Annotated in this window: 13 protein-coding genes and 1 riboswitch; of the genes, 6 read left to right on the top strand and 7 right to left on the bottom strand. The window is 71.8% G+C overall.

Features of this window, described 5'->3' with window-relative positions; all coding sequences use genetic code 11:
- The first annotated feature begins 212 nt into the window (after window positions 1-212).
- Window positions 213-369: riboswitch (cyclic di-AMP (ydaO/yuaA leader) on the top strand.
- A gap of 11 nt (window positions 370-380) precedes the next feature.
- Both ACZ5XS_RS36165 and ACZ5XS_RS36160 read left to right on the top strand, forming a co-directional pair.
- Window positions 381-1,412, top strand: coding sequence for a M23 family metallopeptidase (locus tag ACZ5XS_RS36165; protein WP_468658627.1), 1,032 nt, complete (start codon window positions 381-383; stop codon window positions 1,410-1,412).
- A gap of 133 nt (window positions 1,413-1,545) precedes the next feature.
- On the top strand, window positions 1,546-2,505 hold the full coding sequence (locus ACZ5XS_RS36160; RefSeq protein WP_468658625.1) for an aldo/keto reductase: 960 nt from the start codon (window positions 1,546-1,548) through the stop codon (window positions 2,503-2,505).
- Window positions 2,506-2,539: 34 nt separating this feature from the next.
- Here the strand turns inward: ACZ5XS_RS36160 and ACZ5XS_RS36155 are convergent, their stop codons facing one another.
- The 4 genes from ACZ5XS_RS36155 to ACZ5XS_RS36140 form a co-directional block, all read right to left on the bottom strand.
- The gene (locus ACZ5XS_RS36155) at window positions 2,540-3,859 is read right to left on the bottom strand and encodes a PrsW family intramembrane metalloprotease (protein WP_468658623.1); all 1,320 of its coding nucleotides are present in this window, start codon (window positions 3,857-3,859) and stop codon (window positions 2,540-2,542) included.
- A 52-nt stretch (window positions 3,860-3,911) separates the two neighbouring features.
- Window positions 3,912-4,763, bottom strand: a complete 852-nt coding sequence (gene trmB / locus ACZ5XS_RS36150; RefSeq protein ID WP_468658621.1) for a tRNA (guanosine(46)-N7)-methyltransferase TrmB — start codon at window positions 4,761-4,763, stop codon at window positions 3,912-3,914.
- Window positions 4,764-4,938: 175 nt separating this feature from the next.
- Window positions 4,939-6,165, bottom strand: coding sequence for an L-2-hydroxyglutarate oxidase (gene lhgO / locus ACZ5XS_RS36145; RefSeq protein ID WP_468658750.1), 1,227 nt, complete (start codon window positions 6,163-6,165; stop codon window positions 4,939-4,941).
- Between the two features lie 76 nt (window positions 6,166-6,241).
- Entirely contained in the window at window positions 6,242-7,666 is a 1,425-nt protein-coding gene (locus tag ACZ5XS_RS36140) for an MFS transporter (protein ID WP_468658619.1), read from the bottom strand.
- 727 nt (window positions 7,667-8,393) lie between these two features.
- On the opposite strand from ACZ5XS_RS36140, the gene ACZ5XS_RS36135 reads away from it, so the two are divergent.
- On the top strand, window positions 8,394-10,499 hold the full coding sequence (locus ACZ5XS_RS36135; RefSeq protein ID WP_468658617.1) for an asparagine synthase-related protein: 2,106 nt from the start codon (window positions 8,394-8,396) through the stop codon (window positions 10,497-10,499).
- Between the two features lie 83 nt (window positions 10,500-10,582).
- On the opposite strand, the gene ACZ5XS_RS36130 is transcribed toward ACZ5XS_RS36135, so the two are convergent.
- On the bottom strand, window positions 10,583-12,523 hold the full coding sequence (locus ACZ5XS_RS36130; RefSeq protein ID WP_468658615.1) for a sigma-70 family RNA polymerase sigma factor: 1,941 nt from the start codon (window positions 12,521-12,523) through the stop codon (window positions 10,583-10,585).
- 296 nt (window positions 12,524-12,819) lie between these two features.
- On the bottom strand, window positions 12,820-13,611 hold the full coding sequence (locus ACZ5XS_RS36125) for a TetR/AcrR family transcriptional regulator (protein WP_468658613.1): 792 nt from the start codon (window positions 13,609-13,611) through the stop codon (window positions 12,820-12,822).
- 376 nt (window positions 13,612-13,987) lie between these two features.
- On the opposite strand from ACZ5XS_RS36125, the gene ACZ5XS_RS36120 reads away from it, so the two are divergent.
- Together ACZ5XS_RS36120 and ACZ5XS_RS36115 are read left to right on the top strand one after the other, a co-directional pair.
- On the top strand, window positions 13,988-15,367 hold the full coding sequence (locus tag ACZ5XS_RS36120) for an NAD(P)/FAD-dependent oxidoreductase (protein ID WP_468658611.1): 1,380 nt from the start codon (window positions 13,988-13,990) through the stop codon (window positions 15,365-15,367).
- Between the two features lie 222 nt (window positions 15,368-15,589).
- The gene (locus tag ACZ5XS_RS36115) at window positions 15,590-17,245 is read left to right on the top strand and encodes an ATP-binding SpoIIE family protein phosphatase (RefSeq protein WP_468658609.1); all 1,656 of its coding nucleotides are present in this window, start codon (window positions 15,590-15,592) and stop codon (window positions 17,243-17,245) included.
- A gap of 16 nt (window positions 17,246-17,261) precedes the next feature.
- On the opposite strand, the gene ACZ5XS_RS36110 is transcribed toward ACZ5XS_RS36115, so the two are convergent.
- Window positions 17,262-18,533 (bottom strand): MFS transporter, encoded by a 1,272-nt coding sequence (locus ACZ5XS_RS36110; protein WP_468658748.1) that lies wholly within the window; start codon window positions 18,531-18,533, stop codon window positions 17,262-17,264.
- A 153-nt stretch (window positions 18,534-18,686) separates the two neighbouring features.
- On the opposite strand from ACZ5XS_RS36110, the gene ACZ5XS_RS36105 reads away from it, so the two are divergent.
- Window positions 18,687-19,238: a MarR family winged helix-turn-helix transcriptional regulator gene (locus tag ACZ5XS_RS36105; protein ID WP_468658607.1), complete on the top strand. Its 552-nt coding sequence runs from the start codon at window positions 18,687-18,689 to the stop codon at window positions 19,236-19,238.
- Window positions 19,239-19,608 lie beyond the last annotated feature (370 nt).

The raw sequence follows: 19,608 nt of genomic DNA, 5'->3' as shown, positions 1-19,608 counted from the left end.
GGGCGACCGCCCTCCGCATTACAGCTGACATACCGTCAATAGCTGTGGGGTTGCTGAGTCCTGGTCAACTCGCCCGATTTTCGCCGGTCATGGGACGTAAGTCCTGGGCGGAAAGGTTAATGATCAAGAGGAACAGCTTGGAATCCAGGCCCCGGGTCTATTAACGTTCGATAACGCAGCGCGGTCGTCCCAGCCGTCACAAGAGTCGGCTCCGTGCGCACGCGCCGAATTCCGCAAGGGAACCGGGGAACCACCACTTGGGGTGAATCGCGCGGATGCCACCGTGAACTCACGGGCGGTATACGCGCGTAGGAGACCTTCCTGCTCCGAACCCGTCAGCTAACCCGGTAGGCGAGAAGGAAGGAAAGGAGTACGCCCACGTGGCGTCAAACCGGCCTGCTCCAGAGGCCCCGTTCGTGCCGAGCCAGCGTGACAGCGAGACCTTCGGCTACGGCGAGTACCGCAGCGACGAGGGTCCCTGGACGGAGTGGAATCCCACCGAGGAGTCCATCCGATCCGTACGTGGCCGGCATCGTGTCGCCAAGCAGCGCGGCGGACTCGCCCGCAGCTCCACCGTCCTCGGCGTCGGCGTCATAGCCGCTGTCGGCGCGGGCGGCATGGCCAGCGCACAGACCGGCAAGCCGCCGGTGTCGATCTCCATGCCCGACCTGCCCAACGTGGGCTCCCTCATCTCCGACGACTCGGACGCCGCCGAGGGCTCCGCCACCCCGCTCAGCAGCGTCGCCGTGGCCTCGGCCGACACCGAGCAGGGCACCGCCGACGCCGGCGAGTCGCTGCGCGCCCGGATCCTGGCCCAGGCCGAGCAGCAGCAGGACCAGATCGAGAGCAAGGCCGCCGCCGACGCGGTGGCCGCCGCCGAGAAGGCTGCCGCCGACGCGGCCGCCGAGGCGGAGAAGGAGGCCAAGGCCAAGGCCGCCGCCGCCAAGCAGAAGGCGGAGGAAGAGGCCGAGAGGAAGGCCGAGGCCGAGCGACTGGCCGAGCTGGCCAAGCAGTACGCGCTGCCGACCTCCTCGTACACCGTCACCTCCACCTTCGGTCAGGCCGGCTCGCTCTGGTCGTCCGGCTACCACACCGGCCTCGACTTCGCCGCGCCCACGGGCACCCTCATCAAGGCCGTCCACACCGGCACGATCACGCAGGCCGGCTGGGACGGGTCGTACGGCTACAAGACCGTGCTCACCCTCGATGACGGCACCGAGGTCTGGTACGCCCACCAGTCGTCGATCAGCGTCAGCGTGGGCCAGAAGGTCAACACCGGTGACGTCATCGGGCGCGTCGGCGCGACGGGGAACGTGACCGGGGCGCACCTGCACCTCGAGGTCCACTCCGGCGGTGCCGGCAGCGGCATCGACCCGATGGCCTGGCTGCGGAGCAAGGGCCTCAACCCCTGAGGTCCGTCCTGCACTGAATCCCGGTGGTCCTGACGGCGCTCCTTCCCGGCGTCAGGGCTGCCGGTCCGGTGTTTGCGGGGTCTTTGCCGGTGTTCTGGAATGGCGGGCTCCAGCAGGCTCGTTGACACGGAGCATGACCCCTTCCTCTCCTTCGCTTCGCCGGCTCGGCTCCTCCGACCTCGACGTCTTCCCGCTCTGCCTCGGCGGCAACGTCTTCGGCTGGACCGCCGACGAGGCGGCCTCCTTCGCCGTCCTCGACGCGTACACCGCCGCGGGCGGCAACTTCGTCGACACCGCCGACTCCTACTCGCAGTGGGCCGAGGGCCACCGGGGCGGCGAGTCCGAGACCATCATCGGCAGGTGGGCCAAGGCGCGCGGCAACCGTGCCGACATGGTGATCGCCACCAAGGTGAGCCAGCACCACGAGTACCCGGGTCTGGGCGCCGCCAACATCAAGGCCGCCGCCGACGCGTCCCTGCGTCGCCTCGGCACCGACTACATCGACCTCTACTACACCCACTTCGACAAGCCGGAAGTGCCGGTGGAGGAGATCATCGGCGCGCTCGACGAGCTGGTGAAGGCGGGCAAGGTGCGGCACATCGCCGCCTCCAACATCTCCGCGGAGCGGCTCGAGGCGTCCCTCGACTTCTCCGAGAGGGAGGGCCTGGCGCACTATGTGGCCCTCCAGCCCCAGTACAACCTCGTCTCGCGCGACACGTACGAGGGCGAAGTCCAGGAGCTGGCCGAGCGCTTCGGCCTCGCCACCGTTCCGTACTCCGCCCTCGCCTCCGGCTTCCTCACCGGCAAGTACCGGCCCGGCACGACGGTCGACAGCCCGCGAGCAGGCGGCGCCGCCCAGCACCTCGACACCGAGCGCGGTCAGAAGGTCCTCACCGCCCTCGACGAGATCGCCCAGTCCCACGACGTCCCGGTCGCCACGGTCGCCCTCGCCTGGCTGGCCGCCCAGCCGACGGTGGCGGCGCCGATCGCGTCCGCGCGTACGGTCGAGCAGTTGCCGGCGCTGGTGGGCGTGGCGGAGCTCGACCTGACGGGGCAGGAGGTCGCGCGGCTGACGGAGGCGGCGGCGGTCTGATGCCTTCTTCGGGTGGCTGCTGCTTCCTCTTCGGCTACGTCCGGTACGGGTTGTAGGAGTTGTAGGCGGGATATGGAGCCGCCGGGTACCCGTACACCCCGTACACCGGCCACGGCGGCGCTGTCACCGCCACCGGCGGTGCCGTCGTCCGCGCCGCGTGGTCCAGCGCGGGACGTGCCACGTCCCGGCGCCACCACAGCTCGGCCAGCAACTCCCGCTCACGGGCCGCGAAGTCGGCCTCCGCCCGCCCGCGGCGTCCCCGATGCCGGAGGAACGCCAGCGAGGTCGCGTACGCCTCGTACTCCGCCACCGCTCGGGCCGCGGGCCGCCCGAAGTGCCGGCGGGCGTACTCGCGGGCCAGCCGCCGTGCCCGCATCGAGCCGAGCGCGTACGGCTCGGCCGGCGTCAGCCAGCCCGCCACGGTGTACGCCGGCAGCTCTTCCCTTACGGTCTTCAGCTCACGTTGCCTGGTCCAGATGACGAGCCAGGTCAGCAGCCCGAACGCGGGCACCATGAACGCCGCGTAGACCGCGAAGAAGCCGTACTCGCCGAACGTCGAGGAGCCGTTCCAGATCGCGTGCATGCCCATCGCGAGCAGCAGCCCGGACAGTGGCAGCAGGACGCGCCGCAGGTGGTGGCGTTCCGCCGAGAGGGCGGAGATGCCGAAGCCGATGCCGGTGAGGACCGTGAAGAGGGGGTGGGCGAACGGCGACATGATGACGCGTACGAAGAAGGTCGCCGCGGTGACGGAGGCGATGCCGGTGTCACCGGTGAGCTGGTCGGTGCCGAAGGCCGTGCCGAGGTAGAGGATGTTCTCGGTGAAGGCGAACCCGGTGGCGGTGACTCCGGCGATCACCACCCCGTCGACGATCCCGGTGAAGTCGCGTCGCCGGAAGAGGAAGACGAGGAGGACGGCCGCCGCTTTGGCCGATTCCTCCACCACGGGCGCTATGACGGTCGCGCCGAGAGTGTCCGCGCTGGACGGATCCGCGGTGGCCGTCGCTATCCATCTGGTCGCGAAACTGTTGGCGATGATCGCTATCAGCGCCGCCGCGCAGGCCCCCCAGGCGAAGCAGAACAGCAGGTTTCGCCAGGGGCCCGGCTCGACCCGGTCGAGCCACCGGAAGGCGGCTATGAGGAGCGGGACGGGCAGAACGGCGAGCCCGAGGCCGACCAGGAACCCTTCCGTGCCGGTCTGTTCGCGGACCAGGGCGAGGATGACGAGCCCGGAGAGCGCGAGCAGTGTGCTCAGTGCGCCGTAACGCACCCACTTCTTCTGCCACCAGTGCGCGTGCCGCAGTGCTCCGCCGGTCGGATCACTGGGGTGCGTCGGGTACGGAGGAACGGTGGCCACGGCATTGACCCTAACGAGGCAGAGGCGCCGCCCGCAGGAAGGCGAGGGGGGTTCAGGCGCCGGTGGGGGGTTGGTCCATGTGCGCTATGACGTGCTCTACGCGCCGGAAGAGCAGGTCGTTCACGACATGACCCTTCTCCAGTCCCTGGCCCTCGAAACGAGTCAGCGGCCGGAACTCGGGACGCGGCGCAAAACCGCCCTCTGGCTGCGTGTTCTCGAAAGCGGGGTGCGCCGTGAGCACCTCGAGCATCTGCTCGGCGTACGGCTCCCAGTCCGTCGCACAGTGCACGATCGCCCCCGGTCCGAGCCGGGTCGCGGCCAGGTCGAGGAACTCGGGCTGGATCAGCCGCCGCTTGTGGTGCCGCTTTTTGGGCCACGGGTCGGGGAAGTACACGCGCAGGCCGGCGAGGGAGTCGGGGGCGAGCATCTCGCGCAGCAGGATGATCGCGTCGCCGTTGCCGACGCGAACGTTGGACAGACCCTGCTGATCGGCGAGATTGAGCAGGTTTCCCTGCCCCGGAGTGTGTACGTCGACGGCGAGGATGTTGGTGTCCGGGTCGGCGCCGGCCATCTGTGCCGTGGCCTCGCCCATTCCGAACCCGATCTCCAGGACGACGGGATTGCCGTTCCCGAACATCTCGGTGAGATCGAGGACGCGCTGTCCGTCGATGTCGAGGCCCCACGTGGGCCACAGCCGCTGCAACGCGTCCGCCTGCCCCGCCGTCACCCGGCTCCGCCGAGGCTGGAAACTCCGGATCCGCCGCTCGAAGTGCGACCCCGCCGGATCAGCGCTCGGCCCATCGGGAAACCGTGGCTCCCCCTTGGCGCGAACATGCCGGACGGCCACACCGGGCGTGTGGTCGGCGGGCCGGCGGGCTTCGGAAACATCGAGGGACTCAGACACAGTGCGACCAATTTTACGTCCCGTCCGAGCCGGATCTTTCAGCCCGTCCGGCGTTTGAGGACGAGGCCCTTCGGGCCGAAGCGGGGGTCTGGGGGCGCAGCCCCCAGGGACGGGACGGGTAGGGGCGGCGGGGGCGAGAAAACAGCCCGGCGGCCGGCCCATCGCCGGGCACCCGTCACGCGGACGCCAGCGCCGCCAACGCCCGCCGAGCCACCTCCCGGCCCACCGGCAGGGAAGCCGTCGCCGCAGGCGAAGGCGCGTTCAGCACGTGCACCGCCCGCGCCCCCTCCCGGATCAGGAAGTCGTCCGCCAGAACACCGTCCCGAAGCACCGCCTGTGCCCGCACCCCCGCAGCCGCGGGCACCAGGTCCTCCTCCTCGACCCCCGGCACCAACCGCCGCACCGCCTCGACGAACGCCCGCTTCGACACCGACCGCCGCAGTTCCCCCGCCCCGTACCGCCAGTGCCGCCGAGCCATCCGCCACACGCCGGGCCACCCGAGCGTCCCGGCCACCTCCCGCGGCCGCACCACACCCCAGCCGTAGCCCTCCCGAGCCAGCGCCGGCACCGCGTTGGGCCCGATGTGCACGCCCCCGTCGATCCCGCGCGTGAGATGCACCCCGAGGAACGGAAACGCCGGATCCGGCACCGGATACACCAGCCCCCGCACCAGCGAGGGCCGCGCCAGCGAGTAGTACTCCCCCCGGAACGGCACGATCCGCATCCCCGGCTCGTCCCCGGTCATCCGCGCGATGTCGTCGCAGTACAGCCCGGCACAGTTCACCAGCACCCGGCCCCGCACGACGTCCCCGCCCGCGGTCCGGACGGCCACCCCCAGCTCCGGCCGCCGGTCCACCCGTACGACCCGCGCCCCGTACCGGATCTCCGCCCCGGACGCCTCACCCAGCTGCCGCGCGACCCCGGCGAAGTCGCACACGCCCGTCGTCCCGACGTGTATCGCGGCGAGTCCGCGCACCTCCGGTTCGTACTCCGCGATCTGGGCGGCGCCCAGTTCCCGCACCGGAATGCCGTTCTCCCGGCCGCGCTGCACGAGCGCGTGCAGCCGCGGCAGCTCGGCCCGGTCGGTCGCGACGATCAGCTTTCCGGTGACGGCGTGCGGGATGTCGTACTCCGCGCAGAACTTGATCATCTCGGCGGCGCCCCGCACGGCATACCGTGCCTTGAGCGTGCCGGGCCGGTAGTAGATCCCGCTGTGGATCACCCCGCTGTTGCGCCCCGTCTGGTGGCGGGCCGGGCCGGCCTCCTTCTCCAGCACCGTCACCCGCGTGCCCGGTGCGGCATGCGTGATCGCATACGCCGTCGACAGGCCGACGATCCCGCCGCCGATCACCAGCACGTCACAGTCGTACGCGAGCTCCCGCACCTGCCGCGTCACCTGCACCACCTCCCGGCTTCGATAGTGCACTGCGCCACTGACAATGCGCTCAAACCCGGGAGGCGGACGGAGCAGTCAGGGCTCAGGCCGGCGTCATGAGGAGCGGCCGTGCCCGCTCCCGCAGCTCGACCACGCGCGGCTCGTCACCGTAAGGCTCCAACCGGTGCAGGAGGTCTTTCACGTACTCGGTGGTGCGGGCGGATGAGATGCGCCCCGCGACCTCCACCGCCCGCACGCCCTGCTCGCATGCCGCGTCGAGATTGCCGGACTCGAGCTCGGCGACCGCCGAGACCACCAGACGCAGGCCGTGCGAGCGTACGAACTCCTCCGTCGGCTGCGACAGTGCCTGCTCGGTGAAGCGGCGGACCTGGCGCGGTGCCTTCAGGTCGCGGTAGCACTCGGCGGCGTCCGCGGCGAACCGGTCGTACGAGTAGAAGCCCAGCCAGGACGGATCGCTGTCGCCGTCCCGGGCCCGCTCCAGCCAGCCCTCGGCGGCGCGCAGGGCGGCGCCGGCCGCCTGGGCGTCACCCGCGCGCGCGTGGGCGCGTGCCTCGACGAGCCGGAAGAAGCTCATGGTGCGGGCGGTCGCCAGGCCCCGGTTGCGTTCCAGGGCGGCCTGGGCGAGGTCGACGCCCTCGTCGCCGAAGCCTCGGTAGGTCGCCTGCAACGACATCGAGGCCAGCACGTACCCCCCGAGGGGGACGTCGGCCGCGGCGCGAGCCAGGCGCAGCGCCTGGATGTAGTAGCGCTGCGCGGCCTCCTGCTGGCCCGTGTCGAAGGCCATCCAGCCGGCGAGGCGGGTGAGCTCGGCGGAGGCGCCGAAGAGGGCCCGTCCGACCTCGTCGGAGTACGAGCCGAGCAGCAGCGGTGCCGCCTCCACGCGCAGGCATTCGGGCACCATCGACGAACGCCAGTCGCCGCCTCCGTACTTGGAGTCCCAGCGCCTGGCGTCCTCCGCGGCCTCCCGCAGCTTCTGCACATCGCTGTGGCCGACTTTGAGCGGTGCGCCCGAGGCCTCGGCAGGGTTCACCTCGCGCGCCACCGAGCTGTCGGCCGGGGTTATCAGCCATCGTGAGGCAGGCGTTGCGTACGCGCTTACTGCGAACGATCCGGCCAGCGACTGCCAGATGCCGCCGGAGCCGGCCCGGCGTCCTGCGAGGTCGAGCCGGTACAGATCCGTCGCCGAGCGCACCGCCTGTCCGACGTCCCTGGGGAAGGCGAGGCCCACCTCGGGTGCGGGATCCGCGTCCGCCAGGCCGATCTCGTGGAGCGGCACCGGGCGGCCGAGCTTCTGCCCTATGGCGGCGGCGATGAGGTGCGGCGCAGCGCCCTGCGGCACCATGCCCTTCGACACCCAGCGCGCCACCGAGGTCTTGTCGTAGCGAAGAGTCAACCCGCGTTGAGCGCCAAGGTCGTTGACACGACGCGCGAGTCCTGCGTTGCTGATTCCCGCGAGGGCGAGAACGGCGCCGAGTTTTTCGTTCGGCCCGCGTTGCTCCCTGGACATTGCGCCACCCCTCGACACAGACGGCTGCCGCGCTGGCATAACCACGCGGCATTCGTAAACCCAGCGTAGTTCGCCGCATCCCAAGCGTTAAGGGGCATTGTTCCGGTTGGCGGGATTGTGGTCCGTACTGAAGTGCGGGTCCGCGACGGACGGTTGCAGTGTGCTCCCGCTGTGTGGCCGTGCGCCTGTACGTGCGCTCTTCTCCGGCCATCGCGGGAGCGGTTCCATGGGCCGTGCGTGGGTCGGCCCGCTGTACTGGATCCAGTGGGCTGGGGGACACCGCCGCCTACATCCCCGCGGGTGGCGGGACGGCCCGGGGGGCGAACTCCGTCTCCCGGGCTGCGCGTTCGCCGGACGGTGGGCGAAGCATGTACGGAGCGTGGGCAACGCCGTTCCGTTGACACCGAATTGGCCGAAAATCGACCCTTGCCTGTGCGGGTCATCAGCCCTCCCACCACGGAAATTGAGGGCGCGCAGGGCGTTCTGGGGGAGCGTATCGGGGGCGCATTCGCGTCGCAGTCAGTCTGTCGTACGTTCTCGATCACCGTGCCGCCGCCCCTCGATCCCCCTGCCTCGGCCGGGCGTTCGACGCGATGCGCGAGTATCCGCCGGGGCGCATTGCGGGGAGCACAAGCGGCCCCACCGCCTCTCCGGTGCGCCTCCTTCATGGCAGCATGGTGCCGAGTTCGTACGGTGCACTGGTTGTCCACAGCCTGTGGAGGCGTCGATGCGGTGGTTGGTGGGATGGAGCAGCACCGCCGCGAGGGCCGTCGAGGCAGGCTCCGCGGGGGCGGTCGGACACGACGGCGAGACCTTGCATCCGGTGGGCTCCCACCTGTTGTGGGGCGACCCCGATCCGCTGTGGGCGGTCGGCGACTGGCGCCCGGACGAGGTGCGGGTCGTGAAGGCCGACGATCAGACCCGGATCGCGGTCCTCGGCATCTGCGGAGCGACGGACGAGCAACTGCGGGTCGGACTGTTCGCCGCGCGCGGAGGCGCACTTCGGCATCTGACGGCCTGGCCGGGCAGTTACACGGCCGTCGTCCAGGTGGGCCGCCGGATCACCGTCTGCGGCGACCTGGCGGGCGCCCGGCCCGTGTTCCACACCCCCTGGGCCGGCGGCACGGCCTACGCGACGGCCGCGCTGCCGCTCGCCGACCTCATCGAGGCCAACCTCGACTACGGCCATCTCGCCGCGCTGCTCGCCGCCCCCGACGTGCCGGCCGCCCTGCACGACTCCACCCCGTACGACGGCGTACGGCGCATTCCGCCGGGGCATGCGCTGATCCTGCGCGCCGGGGCGCGCGAGATCGCCGGCTACGAGCAGGTCGCCTCCCTCGCGGTGGCGGCCCCCATCGCCGACCCGGACAGGGCGGTGGACGCCGTACGCGACGCGCTGGTCGAGGCGGTACGCGTGCGTCTGTCGGCTCCTCGCCACGTCCCCGGCGCCGACATCGACCCCGGTCCGGTCCCCGGTATGGGCCCCGCGGAACGGCGTGCCGCGCGCGGGATGCCCGTTCCGGGCATCGGGGCCGACCTGTCCGGGGGACCCGCCTCGGGAACCCTGGCCCTGCTCGCCGCCGGCCTGCCGGGCATGCCGGGCACGGTGCTGGGGCACGGCACGGGCGCGGGGGAGCGGCTGCTGGCCGTCACCTTCAACGACCTGGCCGTCGGCGGCCGCGAGTCCGAGCTGGAGCGGGCGGGCACACTCGCGGCCAACCCGCGCCTGCACCACGTGGTGGTGACCGGCGGCGAGGAGACGTTGCCGTACGCGGAGCTGGACGGCCCCCTCACCGACGAACCCGGCCCGTCCCTGGTGACGGCGGCCCGCCACCGCGCCCGCCTCGCCGCCGGCAGCGCGGACCACTTCACCGGCTACGGCGCCCGCCAGGTCCTGGACGCCCACCCGGCACGCCTCGCGGACCTCCTGATGGACCGCAAACGCCGCCACCTCGTACGCCCCGTCGCCGCGCTCGCCAGGGCCGACGGTTCGGTACTGGTCCCCGCGCGCGTGTACGGTGCGGCACGCCGCCTCGCCCGCACGCCGTACCGCACCGGCCTCGAGGTCCTCGCCGACCGCCTCATGCAGCGCCGCTTCGACGAACCCGGAGGTGCCGTCGGGGCGTCCCTGTCCGCACTCGCCTGGGCCAGACCGGGCCCGGCGGCGCGCTGGCTCACCGGCGAGGCGCTGGCAGAAGTATCGGTTCGCCTGCAAGGCGCGACCCACCGCTCCGGGGTCGGCCCCGGCCAGCGCCCCGGCGACTTCCGCGCGCGCGGCGCCCTCGCCCGCACCGCGGCGGACCTCCGCATCCTGGAACAGGCCGCCGAGATCCGCTTCCAGCGCCTGCACGCCCCCTTCCTCGACAACCAGGTCGTCCGCGCCTGCCGCGCCCTCCCCGAGTCCCTGCGGGTCCAGCCGGGCGCGCGGGCCGCGATCCTCCGTACGGTCCTGGAGGGCGCCGGCGTGGCCGACCTGCCGCCCGGCTGGGGCGCCCCGTCCCACGCCTCCTCGGCGGCAGCCGCCCGCACCGGCCTGCGGGTCTCCGCGGACTCCCTGATGGCCCTGTTCGGCACCCCGCTGCTGGCCCAGGCGGGCCTGGTGGAGGCCCGAGTCGTCCGCAAGGCGCTGCGCGCGGCGGCGGACGGCGAGCCGCTGCCCCTGGACGGCCTGGCCGACCTGGTCTCCCTGGAGCTCTGGCTCCGCCGCCTCCTCGCCCGCCGGGGCACCTGCTGGACAGGCACCCCGGCACGCACGCGTGCCGTACCGGCCGGAATCACGCCCCAGAGGGGGGCACTGGGAGCGGGCGCCTCGGGCGGCGCGGCGCTGGCCTGAGAACACCCGCACTTCCGACTCACACCTCCACGAGGCGCTGCACAGACACCTCGCCGAGTGGGCCGGGTAAGGCCGCCGAGCCTCTACGCGCAGGTGAACTTCGATTCCGCCCAGTCCGCGAGCGCCACGTTGTCGAGGTGGCTGTACGGCTCGACCACCAGCCGTACGGTCCTGCGTCCGGCGAGGTTCACATGGACCGGCACGGCCGCGTCCCCGCCCCTGACCATCCCGGACTTCCACAACTGCACACCGTCGGCGTGGACCGAGAAGTAGACCTTGCCCAGCCCGGCCGTCATGTCGTCGACGCCGACCAGCGCGTCGTAGGCGGAGCACTCGCGGTTGAGGTCGACGGTGACGGAGGAGCGGCCGTGCACGGTGACGTCGTGCGCGTACTGCCTGCCGGCGATCGAGACGCCGTACCGCTGCCACACCCAGCTGCTCTCGCCGAACCGCATCTCGGGCCCGGTGCCGTCGCCGGTGATGTCGTACGACAGCTCGCTCCACCGGTAGACGACCGGGGTGGGCGGCGGCGGTGGGGGCGTGGGCGTCGGGGTGGGCGCCGGCTCCGGAGCACGGGTCGGCTCACGTGTCGGGATCGGGGCCCGAGTCGAGGCGGGCGTCGGCGCGGGCGTCGGCGTGGGGTCGGGCGTGGCGGTGGGCGCCGGCGTCGGAGTGGGAGAGGAAGTAGCCAGGGGCGCCGCCGCGCGCACCGGGGGCACCGGCCGAGGTTCCTTCTCCGGCGGCGCGGGCGTGTTCCTCGCGGGCTCGATCACCGGCGTGGACGCGGGCGGCTTGGCATCCGGCTTCCTGGCCGGACTGTCGTCGCCGATCAGCGCCAGCGCGATCGCGGCGGCCGCCACGGTCGCCGCACCGGCCGCGATGGCGGCCTTCACCGGCGCGCCCAGCCCTTCGGAGGCTGCCGCGCCGCCTCCGGCGCCCGCCCCGCCGGACGAGCCGCCGCTCGCCGCCGCGGCCCCGGCGGCGGCCGCGCCCGCCCCGGCCCCGCCGGCGATGAACCCGACCGCCTTGGCATACCCGGCGGCCCCGAACCAGCCGATGACCGCGACCGGCACGACGGCGGGGATACCGCCGGCGACTTCCTTGATCTGGCCCGCCGCCAGCCGGCACTTGGCGCACTCCTCCAGGTGCTTGCGCAGACCCCGCTCGGCCCGGGTGCGCAGTCCGCCCCGGGCGTACGCGCCGAGCCGGTCGGCATGGCGGGCGCACTCCTCGTCACTGACGAGCGTGGCGCTGACGTGGGCCTGGAGGTAGGCCTGCTTGAGGCCCTCGCGGGCCCGGCTGGCCAGCACACGGGTGCCGTTGGCGTCGAGCCCGAAGAGGGTGGCGACCTCGCTCGGGGACTCGTCCTCCACCTCGGTGTGCCACAGCACGGCCTGCCACCGCTCGGGCAGCGACCGGAAGGCCTGCATGGCCATCGACTGCTCGGCCTCGTGCATCGCCCGCACATCGGCGCCCAGGTCGAGGGTGTCGTCGTCGGACACCTCGGACGCGCGAGCGGACTGCGCCGCGAACGCCGCGAAGTCGTCGACCAGTTGCTCCCGCTTCGCGGACTTCGTCCAGCTCGCGGCGACCCGTCGGACGGTGGTGAGCAGGTACGCCCGCACCGCGTGCTCGGGGCCGGAGCCGCCGCGCACCGCCTGGAGCATGCGGGCGAAGACCTCGGCCGTCAGGTCGTCGGCGGTGTGGCCGTCGCGGCAGCAGGTGCGCGCGTACCGGCGCACCGCGCCCGCGTGGCGCAGGTAGAGCGCCTCGTAGGCGGTGTCGTCGCCCGAGCGCATCCGCTCGATCAGGCCGGCGTCGGACGGCGCGGGCTCCCTGGACGGCGGCAGGACGCCGCCGTCCTCGCGTCGGTCGCGCTGCGCCGGCACGCTGCCCTCGACGGGCTCGCCGCCCTGCGCCGGGATGACGGCCCGTCCTCCCTGAAGGGGCACATGCGGCGAGGCCGCGCCGCCGGACTCCGCGTCGTCGTCACCGAGTGACTCGTCCCGCCCGTCAAAGCTCATCGCGGAAAGCCCCCGCCGCCGGTCCTGCCAGTCCCGAACACCGGGTCAGAGTGCCATATTGGGTTTTGGTCAGGACCCCGGAGTACGGACCGTCCACTCGTCCCTGCGGGCCCACCGCACCGCAGCACCAGCCCTCGCCCGCACGGGCAAGGCTCAACAAGCGCTCACGGAGCGGGAGTTGAGAAGCCCGACCCACAGGCCCGGCACGGTACCGGGCGGTGATCGAGGCGGGGCGACGCAGCGCCCACGCCTCACCGTCACCTTTTCGAGTCACCGGTCAGCGCAGGATGACGTCCTCACACCGGCCGCGACCGCAACCCCTCCAGCAGGATGTCCAACAACCGTGCCGAGGCCGCCGCCTGCTGTGCGGCATCCGGCAGCGAAGGCGCCGCCGTGGCGATCACCAGCAGTACGTCCGCCACCGACACGTCGGGCCGCAACTCACCCGCCGCACGCGCCCGGTCCACGAGCTGACCCACCACCTCGAGCAGCGCCGCGGCACCCGGGTCGTCGTCCGTGGAGAGCACCGGGGAGTCCCCCGGAACCAGCCGCAGCTCCCCGGCACCCGGCTGCGTCCGCTGCTGCGGCACCCGCGCCCCGTCCGGTGAACCCTCGTCCGCCACACCGACCCGCAGCACCTGCGGCGGCAGCAGCCGCCCGGCACCCGAGGCCACCGACGTCCGCAGGAAGCGCGACAGCGCCGACCACGGCTCGTCCTCCTGACCGAGCGCCGTCCGCGCCTGGTCGGTCAGCCGGGAGGTCTCCTCCTCGGCTATCCGCCGCACCAGGACGTCCTTGCTCGGAAAGCGCCGGTACACCGTGCCGACGCCGACTCGCGCGCGCCGCGCCACGTCCTCCATCGGCGCGCCGTAACCCAGCTCGCCGAACACCTCGCGCGCCGCGCGCAGGACGTGCTCCAGATTGCGCTGTGCATCCACACGCAGCGGCGTGGTCCGCGCACTGCCCGCGCGTCCGTTGCCCGCCGCGCTCATCGCTGAGCCCATCGCTGAGCCCATCACTCCGCCCATCGCCCCGCCACCGGGTGCGACGGCGGACGCGGACGACCAATGAGAGTCCTGAACATGCATAAGCGATCCCCCGGTAATGACGTCTCCCCCCGGAGACACTCCCCGTCATCGAAAAGCCGGAGCGAACGGAACAAACCCGGTTCACGGACCCGCTCGGAGCGGACCCGAAGGCGCATCCCCCAACACCCCGTCGTCACACGAACATAGTTGAGTGGGGGTCAATTCAGAAGGGGCACGTTCCGCACGGGGCGCCCCCCGATCGGAGTACGGGTCGCATACGTCCCGATTGCGCCCCCTCCGGACACCCGGTGCACCCCAGCTGACCTGCGGCCCTTCCCCGCGCTCCAGCGATTCGGCCAACCCCGCGCACCCCTGGCTCACGGTCACACAAATTGTCGAGCCTGTGGACAAACGCCGGTGCCCGGTGCGTCATGGGATGGTGAAGGAACGTGCGCGCATTCTCGTTGTCGGCGGTGGCTACGTCGGGATGTACACGGCCCTGCGTCTCCAGCGAAAGCTGAAACGAGAACTCGCGCGGGGCGACGTGCAGATCACCGTGGTCACACCCGACCCGTACATGACCTACCAGCCGTTCCTCCCCGAGGCGGCCGCAGGCTCCATCTCACCCCGCCACGTCGTCGTACCGCTGCGCCGCGTCCTCGACCGCTGCCACGTCGTCGTCGGCGAGATCACCGCGATCGACCACGCCAAACGCACCGCCGCCCTCTCCACACTCGCCACCGAGGAGGAGGGCACCGGCGCACAGCAGCTGACCTACGACGAACTGGTCCTCGCCCCCGGCTCGATCTCGCGCACCCTGCCCGTCCCCGGTCTCGCCGAACACGGCATCGGCTTCAAGACCGTCGAGGAGGCCATCGGCCTGCGCAACCACGTCATCGAACAGATGGACATCGCCTCCTCCACCCGCGACCCGGCCGTCCGCGACGCTGCCCTGACCTTCGTCTTCGTGGGCGGCGGCTACGCCGGCGTCGAGGCGCTCGGCGAGCTGGAGGACATGGCCCGCTACACCGCCCGCTACTACCACAACGTCCAGCCCGACGACATGAAGTGGATCCTCGTCGAGGCCTCGGGCCGCATCCTGCCCGAGGTCGGCGAGGAGATGGGCCGCTACACGGTCACCGAACTGCGCCGCCGCAACATCGACGTACGCCTGAACACCCGCCTCGAATCCTGCGCGGACCGCGTCGCCGTCCTCAGCGACGGCGCCCGCTTCCCCACGCGTACGGTCGTCTGGACGGCCGGCGTCAAACCCCACCCGCTCCTCGCCGCCACCGACCTCCCCCGCAACGACCGCGGTCGGCTGACATGCACCCCCGAGCTGACGATCGAGGGCACCACGCACGCGTGGGCGGCCGGAGACGCCGCCGCCGTCCCCGACGTCACGGCCGAGGAACCCGGCAAGGAGACCGCCCCCAACGCCCAGCACGCGCTCCGCCAGGCGAAGGTCCTCGGCGACAACATCACGCACGGTCTGCGGGGCGAGCCCCTGGAGACGTACTCCCACAAGTACGTCGGCTCGGTCGCCTCCCTGGGGCTGCACAAGGGTGTCGCGTACGTCTACGGACGCAAGCTGAAGGGCTACCCTGCCTGGTTCATGCACCGCGTCTACCACCTCAGCAGGGTGCCCACCTTCAACCGAAAGGCCCGCGTCCTCGCGGAATGGACCCTGTCCGGGCTCTTCAAGAGGGAGATCGTCTCCCTCGGATCTCTCGAACATCCCCGAGCGGAGTTCGAACTCGCGGCCGGTGGAAAGCATCCTCAGGACCCGACGAACGACCCGAAGGGGTCGTCCTGACCGGACCGAGGAACTCCAGCCGCGGGGTAGGCGTCTGACGGATGCCGACCCGGGCGGCCGCCCTGCCAGACTGGTCCCGACCCTGGACGGACACAACCCCGCCCTCCGACACCGCGAGGCTTTCCCCACAGTGCTGCCACCCCGGGGTGCCACCCCTCAGATCCCCGACCGGGTCCGGAGCCGGCCGAGAACGCCGCAGACGACGACACGAGGCAAGGATTCGTGAACTTCACGCGCTGGAGCGCCCGGCTCCCCGGAACGCAGCGCCGCGCCGCAGCGCGGACCGACCACCCGGTCACCGCGGACCTGCGGCCGGACGGCGCGGGCTCGGTACCCGCGGCCCGCGCCGAACAACTCACCGACGACGCACCGCCCGTGCCCGCCGTCGACGACCTCCCGGTGCGCGAGGTCCTCGACCGCGTCCCCGCCCTCGTCGCCCTCGTCCACGGCCCCGACCACCGCCTCGCCTACGTCAACGACGCCTACGTCGCCGCCTTCGGCCCCCGCTCCACCGGCGCCCCGGCCCGCGAGGCCCTGCCGGAACTCGACGTACTCGGCCTGTTCCCGCTCCTGGACCAGGTCCTGCGCAGCGGCAAGCCCCGCACGGTCAAGTCCCGCAAGGCCCCCGACGGCCGCTCGTACACCTTCGCCTGCACCCCGGTCACCGCGGGAGACGGCGGCGCAGCCGTCCTCGTGTTCGCCACGGACGTCACCGACCACGCCGAGGCAGCCGAACGCCTCAGAGCCAGCGAACGCCGCCAGCGCGAGACCGCCGTCACCCTCCAGCGCTCCCTGCTCCCGCAGGAACTCGAAGAACCGGACGACCTCCGCGTCGCCGCCACCTACCACCCAGGAGGCACGGAAGCCGCGGTCGGCGGCGACTGGTACGACGTGATCACCCTCGGCGGCGGCCGCACCGCCCTCGTGATCGGCGACGTGATGGGCCGAGGAGTGCGCGCGGCGGCGATCATGGGCCAGCTCCGCACGGCGGTTCGGGCCTACGCCCGCCTCGACCTCCCCCCGCACGAGGTCCTCCAGCTCCTGGACGGCCTCGCCATGGAGATCGACGCCAACCAGATCGCCACCTGCGTGTACGCCATCCACGACCCGAACGAGGGCCGGCTCGTGTACGCCTCGGCCGGCCACCTGCCCATCCTGGTCCGCGACGAGAGCGGCGTGGTCCAGCGCGCCGACGAACCGACCGGACCGCCCCTCGGTACCGGCGGCTGGATGCACACCTCGGGCTCGATCGCCCTGAGCCCCGGCTCCACGGCCGTCCTCTACACGGACGGTCTGGTGGAACGCCGGAACGAGGACCTGGACGAGGGCATCGCCGCCCTGGAGCGCGCCCTGTCCGGCGCGACGGGCACCCCCCAGGTGGTGTGCGACCGCCTGGTCCGCTCAGCCGGAGTGACGGCGGACCACGACGACGACGTGGCCGTCCTGGTCCTTCAGCACCCCGCCCGCACCGGCCCCGACAGCGAGCTCTTCCGCAACGCCGCCCTGGAACTCCTCGGCGGCGTGGAAGCGGCCCCACGCGCGCGTGCGTTCGCCTCCGGTGTCCTGACCAGCTGGCGGTTCCCGGTGGAACTGCACGACCTGGGCGTCCTGGCCGTGAGCGAACTGGTCGCGAACTCCCTGCAGCACGGGACGCCACCGATGCGCCTGCGCCTGCGCCGCACCGACCGCCGCCTGATCGTCGAGGTCACCGACGGAGACGACCACCTCCCTCGCCGCCGCCGCGCCGAACCCGGCGACGAGTCCGGCCGGGGCATCGCCATCGTGGCGACGATCGCCTCGGCGTGGGGATCCCGCCGGACACCGGGCGGCGGAAAGGCGGTGTGGTGCGAGTTCGCGCTGCCCAGGATCGCGAAGTGAACCGGGCCTGACCGGCTCAGGCGCGCGTGCGGGCCTGGTCCGCCGGAGTCGGGCCGCCCTGAGCCACCACCCGGCTCCTCGCCGACCACGGCTGATCCTGCGCGGCTGTCAGCTGACGCCCCAGCCGCACCGCCAGCACCGAGATCCCCAGCGAGAACAGCAGGAACGTCACGACGTACGGCGCGTGCAGCGACGCCCCCATGGGCCCGCCCACCGCCGGCCCCACGGCCAACGCGAGCTGCTTCACCAGCGCGAACGCGGAGTTGTACTGCCCCGCCATCCCCTCCGGCGCAAGATCCGCGACCAGCGGAGCGACCGTCGGCGACAGCATCGCCTCACCCAGCCCGAACAGCGCATACGTCGACACGAACGCGGCCGTGGCCATCTCCTTGCTGCCGTGCCCGAGCCCCGCGTACCCGGCCATGACCCACGCCACGGCCCAGATCAGCCCCACGGCCGCGATCACCCGCGACCGCCTCCGCCGCTCCACGAACCTCAGGACCGCGAACTGCGCGACCACGATCATCGCGGTGTTCGCGGCCAGCGCCGTACCGAGGGCGGACGTCGAGATCCCGGCGGCCTCCACGCCGTACGCGCTCAGCCCCGACTCGAACTGCCCGTAACAGGCGAAGAACAGCACGAAACCCAGCACACACAGCTGCACCATGGCCCGGTTGCCCAGCAGCTGCTTCCAGCTGCCCCTGCCCGAGCGCGACTGCCCAGGCGCGTCCTCGAACCGCGGCGAGTGCGGCATCCGCACGCTCGCCATCACCACGACCAGCAGCAGGAACATCGCCGCCTCGATCGCGAACAGCAGCGTGAAGGACGAGACGTGTGTGGTGTCGACGAGGTGACCACCGATGAGCCCGCCGACGCCGAGGCCCAGGTTCTGCAGGAAGAACTGCGTGGCGAAGGCGCGCGAGCGCGTGGCGGCGGTCGAGCAGTCCACGATCATCGTCGCCAGCGCCGGCTGCATCACGGCCTGCCCGGCCCCGAGCGCGCCCGCCGAGAGCAAAACGGTCGTCGCGTTGCTCGCGAGCCCCAGGCTCAGCGCCCCCAGCGCGGCGGTGACCAGAGCGGCGAGCAGCACCGGCAGCGGACCTCGCCGGACGATGGCCCGCCCGGAGAACGGAAGCACGATCAGCGCCGCCACGGCGAAGACGGCGAGGACGAGCCCCGCCGTCATGGCACCCAGCCCCCGCACCTGCGCCACATAGACGTACAGATAGGGGACGGTGAAGCCGAGCCCGAACGCGCTGAGTGCGTTGCCCACATGGATCCGGCGCATCGCAGCGCCCTTCGCCCTGGTCACGTTCACCTCTCTCAAGTAGTCGAATGCCCTCAGTAGTTAGGCCTGAAGACTTCGAAGCTAAAGTTAGAATCTAAAGAGTACACACCGAAGGACTTCAACGCCAAGCAGGTCCATGCCATACTTCGCCCTATGGGCGACACCCCAGGCAGCCCCGGCGAGCCGACCCTCGAAGAGCAGATCGCCGCCTACCAGCGCGAGTTCCAGGACCTCGACCCCCAGGTCGAGCAGATCGTCTCGGCGCTGTCCCGCCTGAACCGCCGTATGAACGTCGCCTACGGCCGCCAGACCGCCGCCCTCGGCATCAGCAACGCCGAGTGGGAGGTCCTCAAGGCCCTCGTCCTCTCCGGTGCTCCCTACCGCCTGGGCCCCAGCGACCTCGCCAAGCGCCTCGGCCTGACGCCGGCCGCGATGACCCACCGGATCGACCGCATGGTCACCGAAGGACTGGTCACCCGGGAGCGCGACGAGTCCAACCGCGTCCGCGTGATCGTCGAGCTCACCGGGGAGGGCCGGGAGAAGTGGCTGGAGGCGATGCGTCTCGCCACGGTCTTCGAGGAGGACCTGCTCCAGGACCTGTCACAGAAGGACCGCACCGCCCTCGGCGACGTCCTCACCCGCCTCCTGCGCAGGGTGGAGGACGCCCAGCCGGACGCCGGCGGACGCCTCAGCGACCTGGACTGATGCCGCCACAAAAGATCTTGACAGGCGACGCTTGACAGCCCTCTGTCCGCTGCGTAGAGTTCTTCGGGTTGCCGCGGAGCCGTAACGGTTCTTCGACGACACCTCCGCCGCATCAGCGGCACCACAAACCACTAGCAAGATCTCCCAGCGGGATTGAATTCGGCGTGCCCGAATTAATTTCGATATGGGTCCGGCAGCTCGATTAGGAGCTGACCGGGAGGATCCGCTAAGGTTTGAGACGTCGGAACGGCCCGAGTGGCCGCGAGGACAACCCTCTCTGACTGGGAGTCAGGCCCGAAAGGATCTGATAGAGTCGGAACCGCCGGAAAGGGAAACGCGAGAGCGGGAACCTGGAAAGCACCGAGGAAAT

Source organism: Streptomyces sp. NPDC033131 (genome assembly GCF_055578365.1).
This window is presented reverse-complemented; position numbering and strand designations above follow the sequence as displayed.

Excerpts from the sequence above, each read along its gene's own strand:
- ACZ5XS_RS36130 (WP_468658615.1), bottom strand. The coding sequence starts at position 12,523 with ATGAGCTTTGACGGGCGGGACGAGTCACTCGGTGACGACGACGCGGAG.
- ACZ5XS_RS36110 (WP_468658748.1), bottom strand. The coding sequence starts at position 18,533 with ATGCGCCGGATCCATGTGGGCAACGCACTCAGCGCGTTCGGGCTCGGC.
- ACZ5XS_RS36125 (WP_468658613.1), bottom strand. The coding sequence starts at position 13,611 with ATGCATGTTCAGGACTCTCATTGGTCGTCCGCGTCCGCCGTCGCACCC.
- ACZ5XS_RS36140 (WP_468658619.1), bottom strand. The coding sequence starts at position 7,666 with ATGTCCAGGGAGCAACGCGGGCCGAACGAAAAACTCGGCGCCGTTCTC.
- ACZ5XS_RS36120 (WP_468658611.1), top strand. The coding sequence starts at position 13,988 with ATGGTGAAGGAACGTGCGCGCATTCTCGTTGTCGGCGGTGGCTACGTC.
- ACZ5XS_RS36105 (WP_468658607.1), top strand. The coding sequence starts at position 18,687 with ATGGGCGACACCCCAGGCAGCCCCGGCGAGCCGACCCTCGAAGAGCAG.
- ACZ5XS_RS36135 (WP_468658617.1), top strand. The coding sequence starts at position 8,394 with ATGCGGTGGTTGGTGGGATGGAGCAGCACCGCCGCGAGGGCCGTCGAG.
- ACZ5XS_RS36160 (WP_468658625.1), top strand. The coding sequence starts at position 1,546 with ATGACCCCTTCCTCTCCTTCGCTTCGCCGGCTCGGCTCCTCCGACCTC.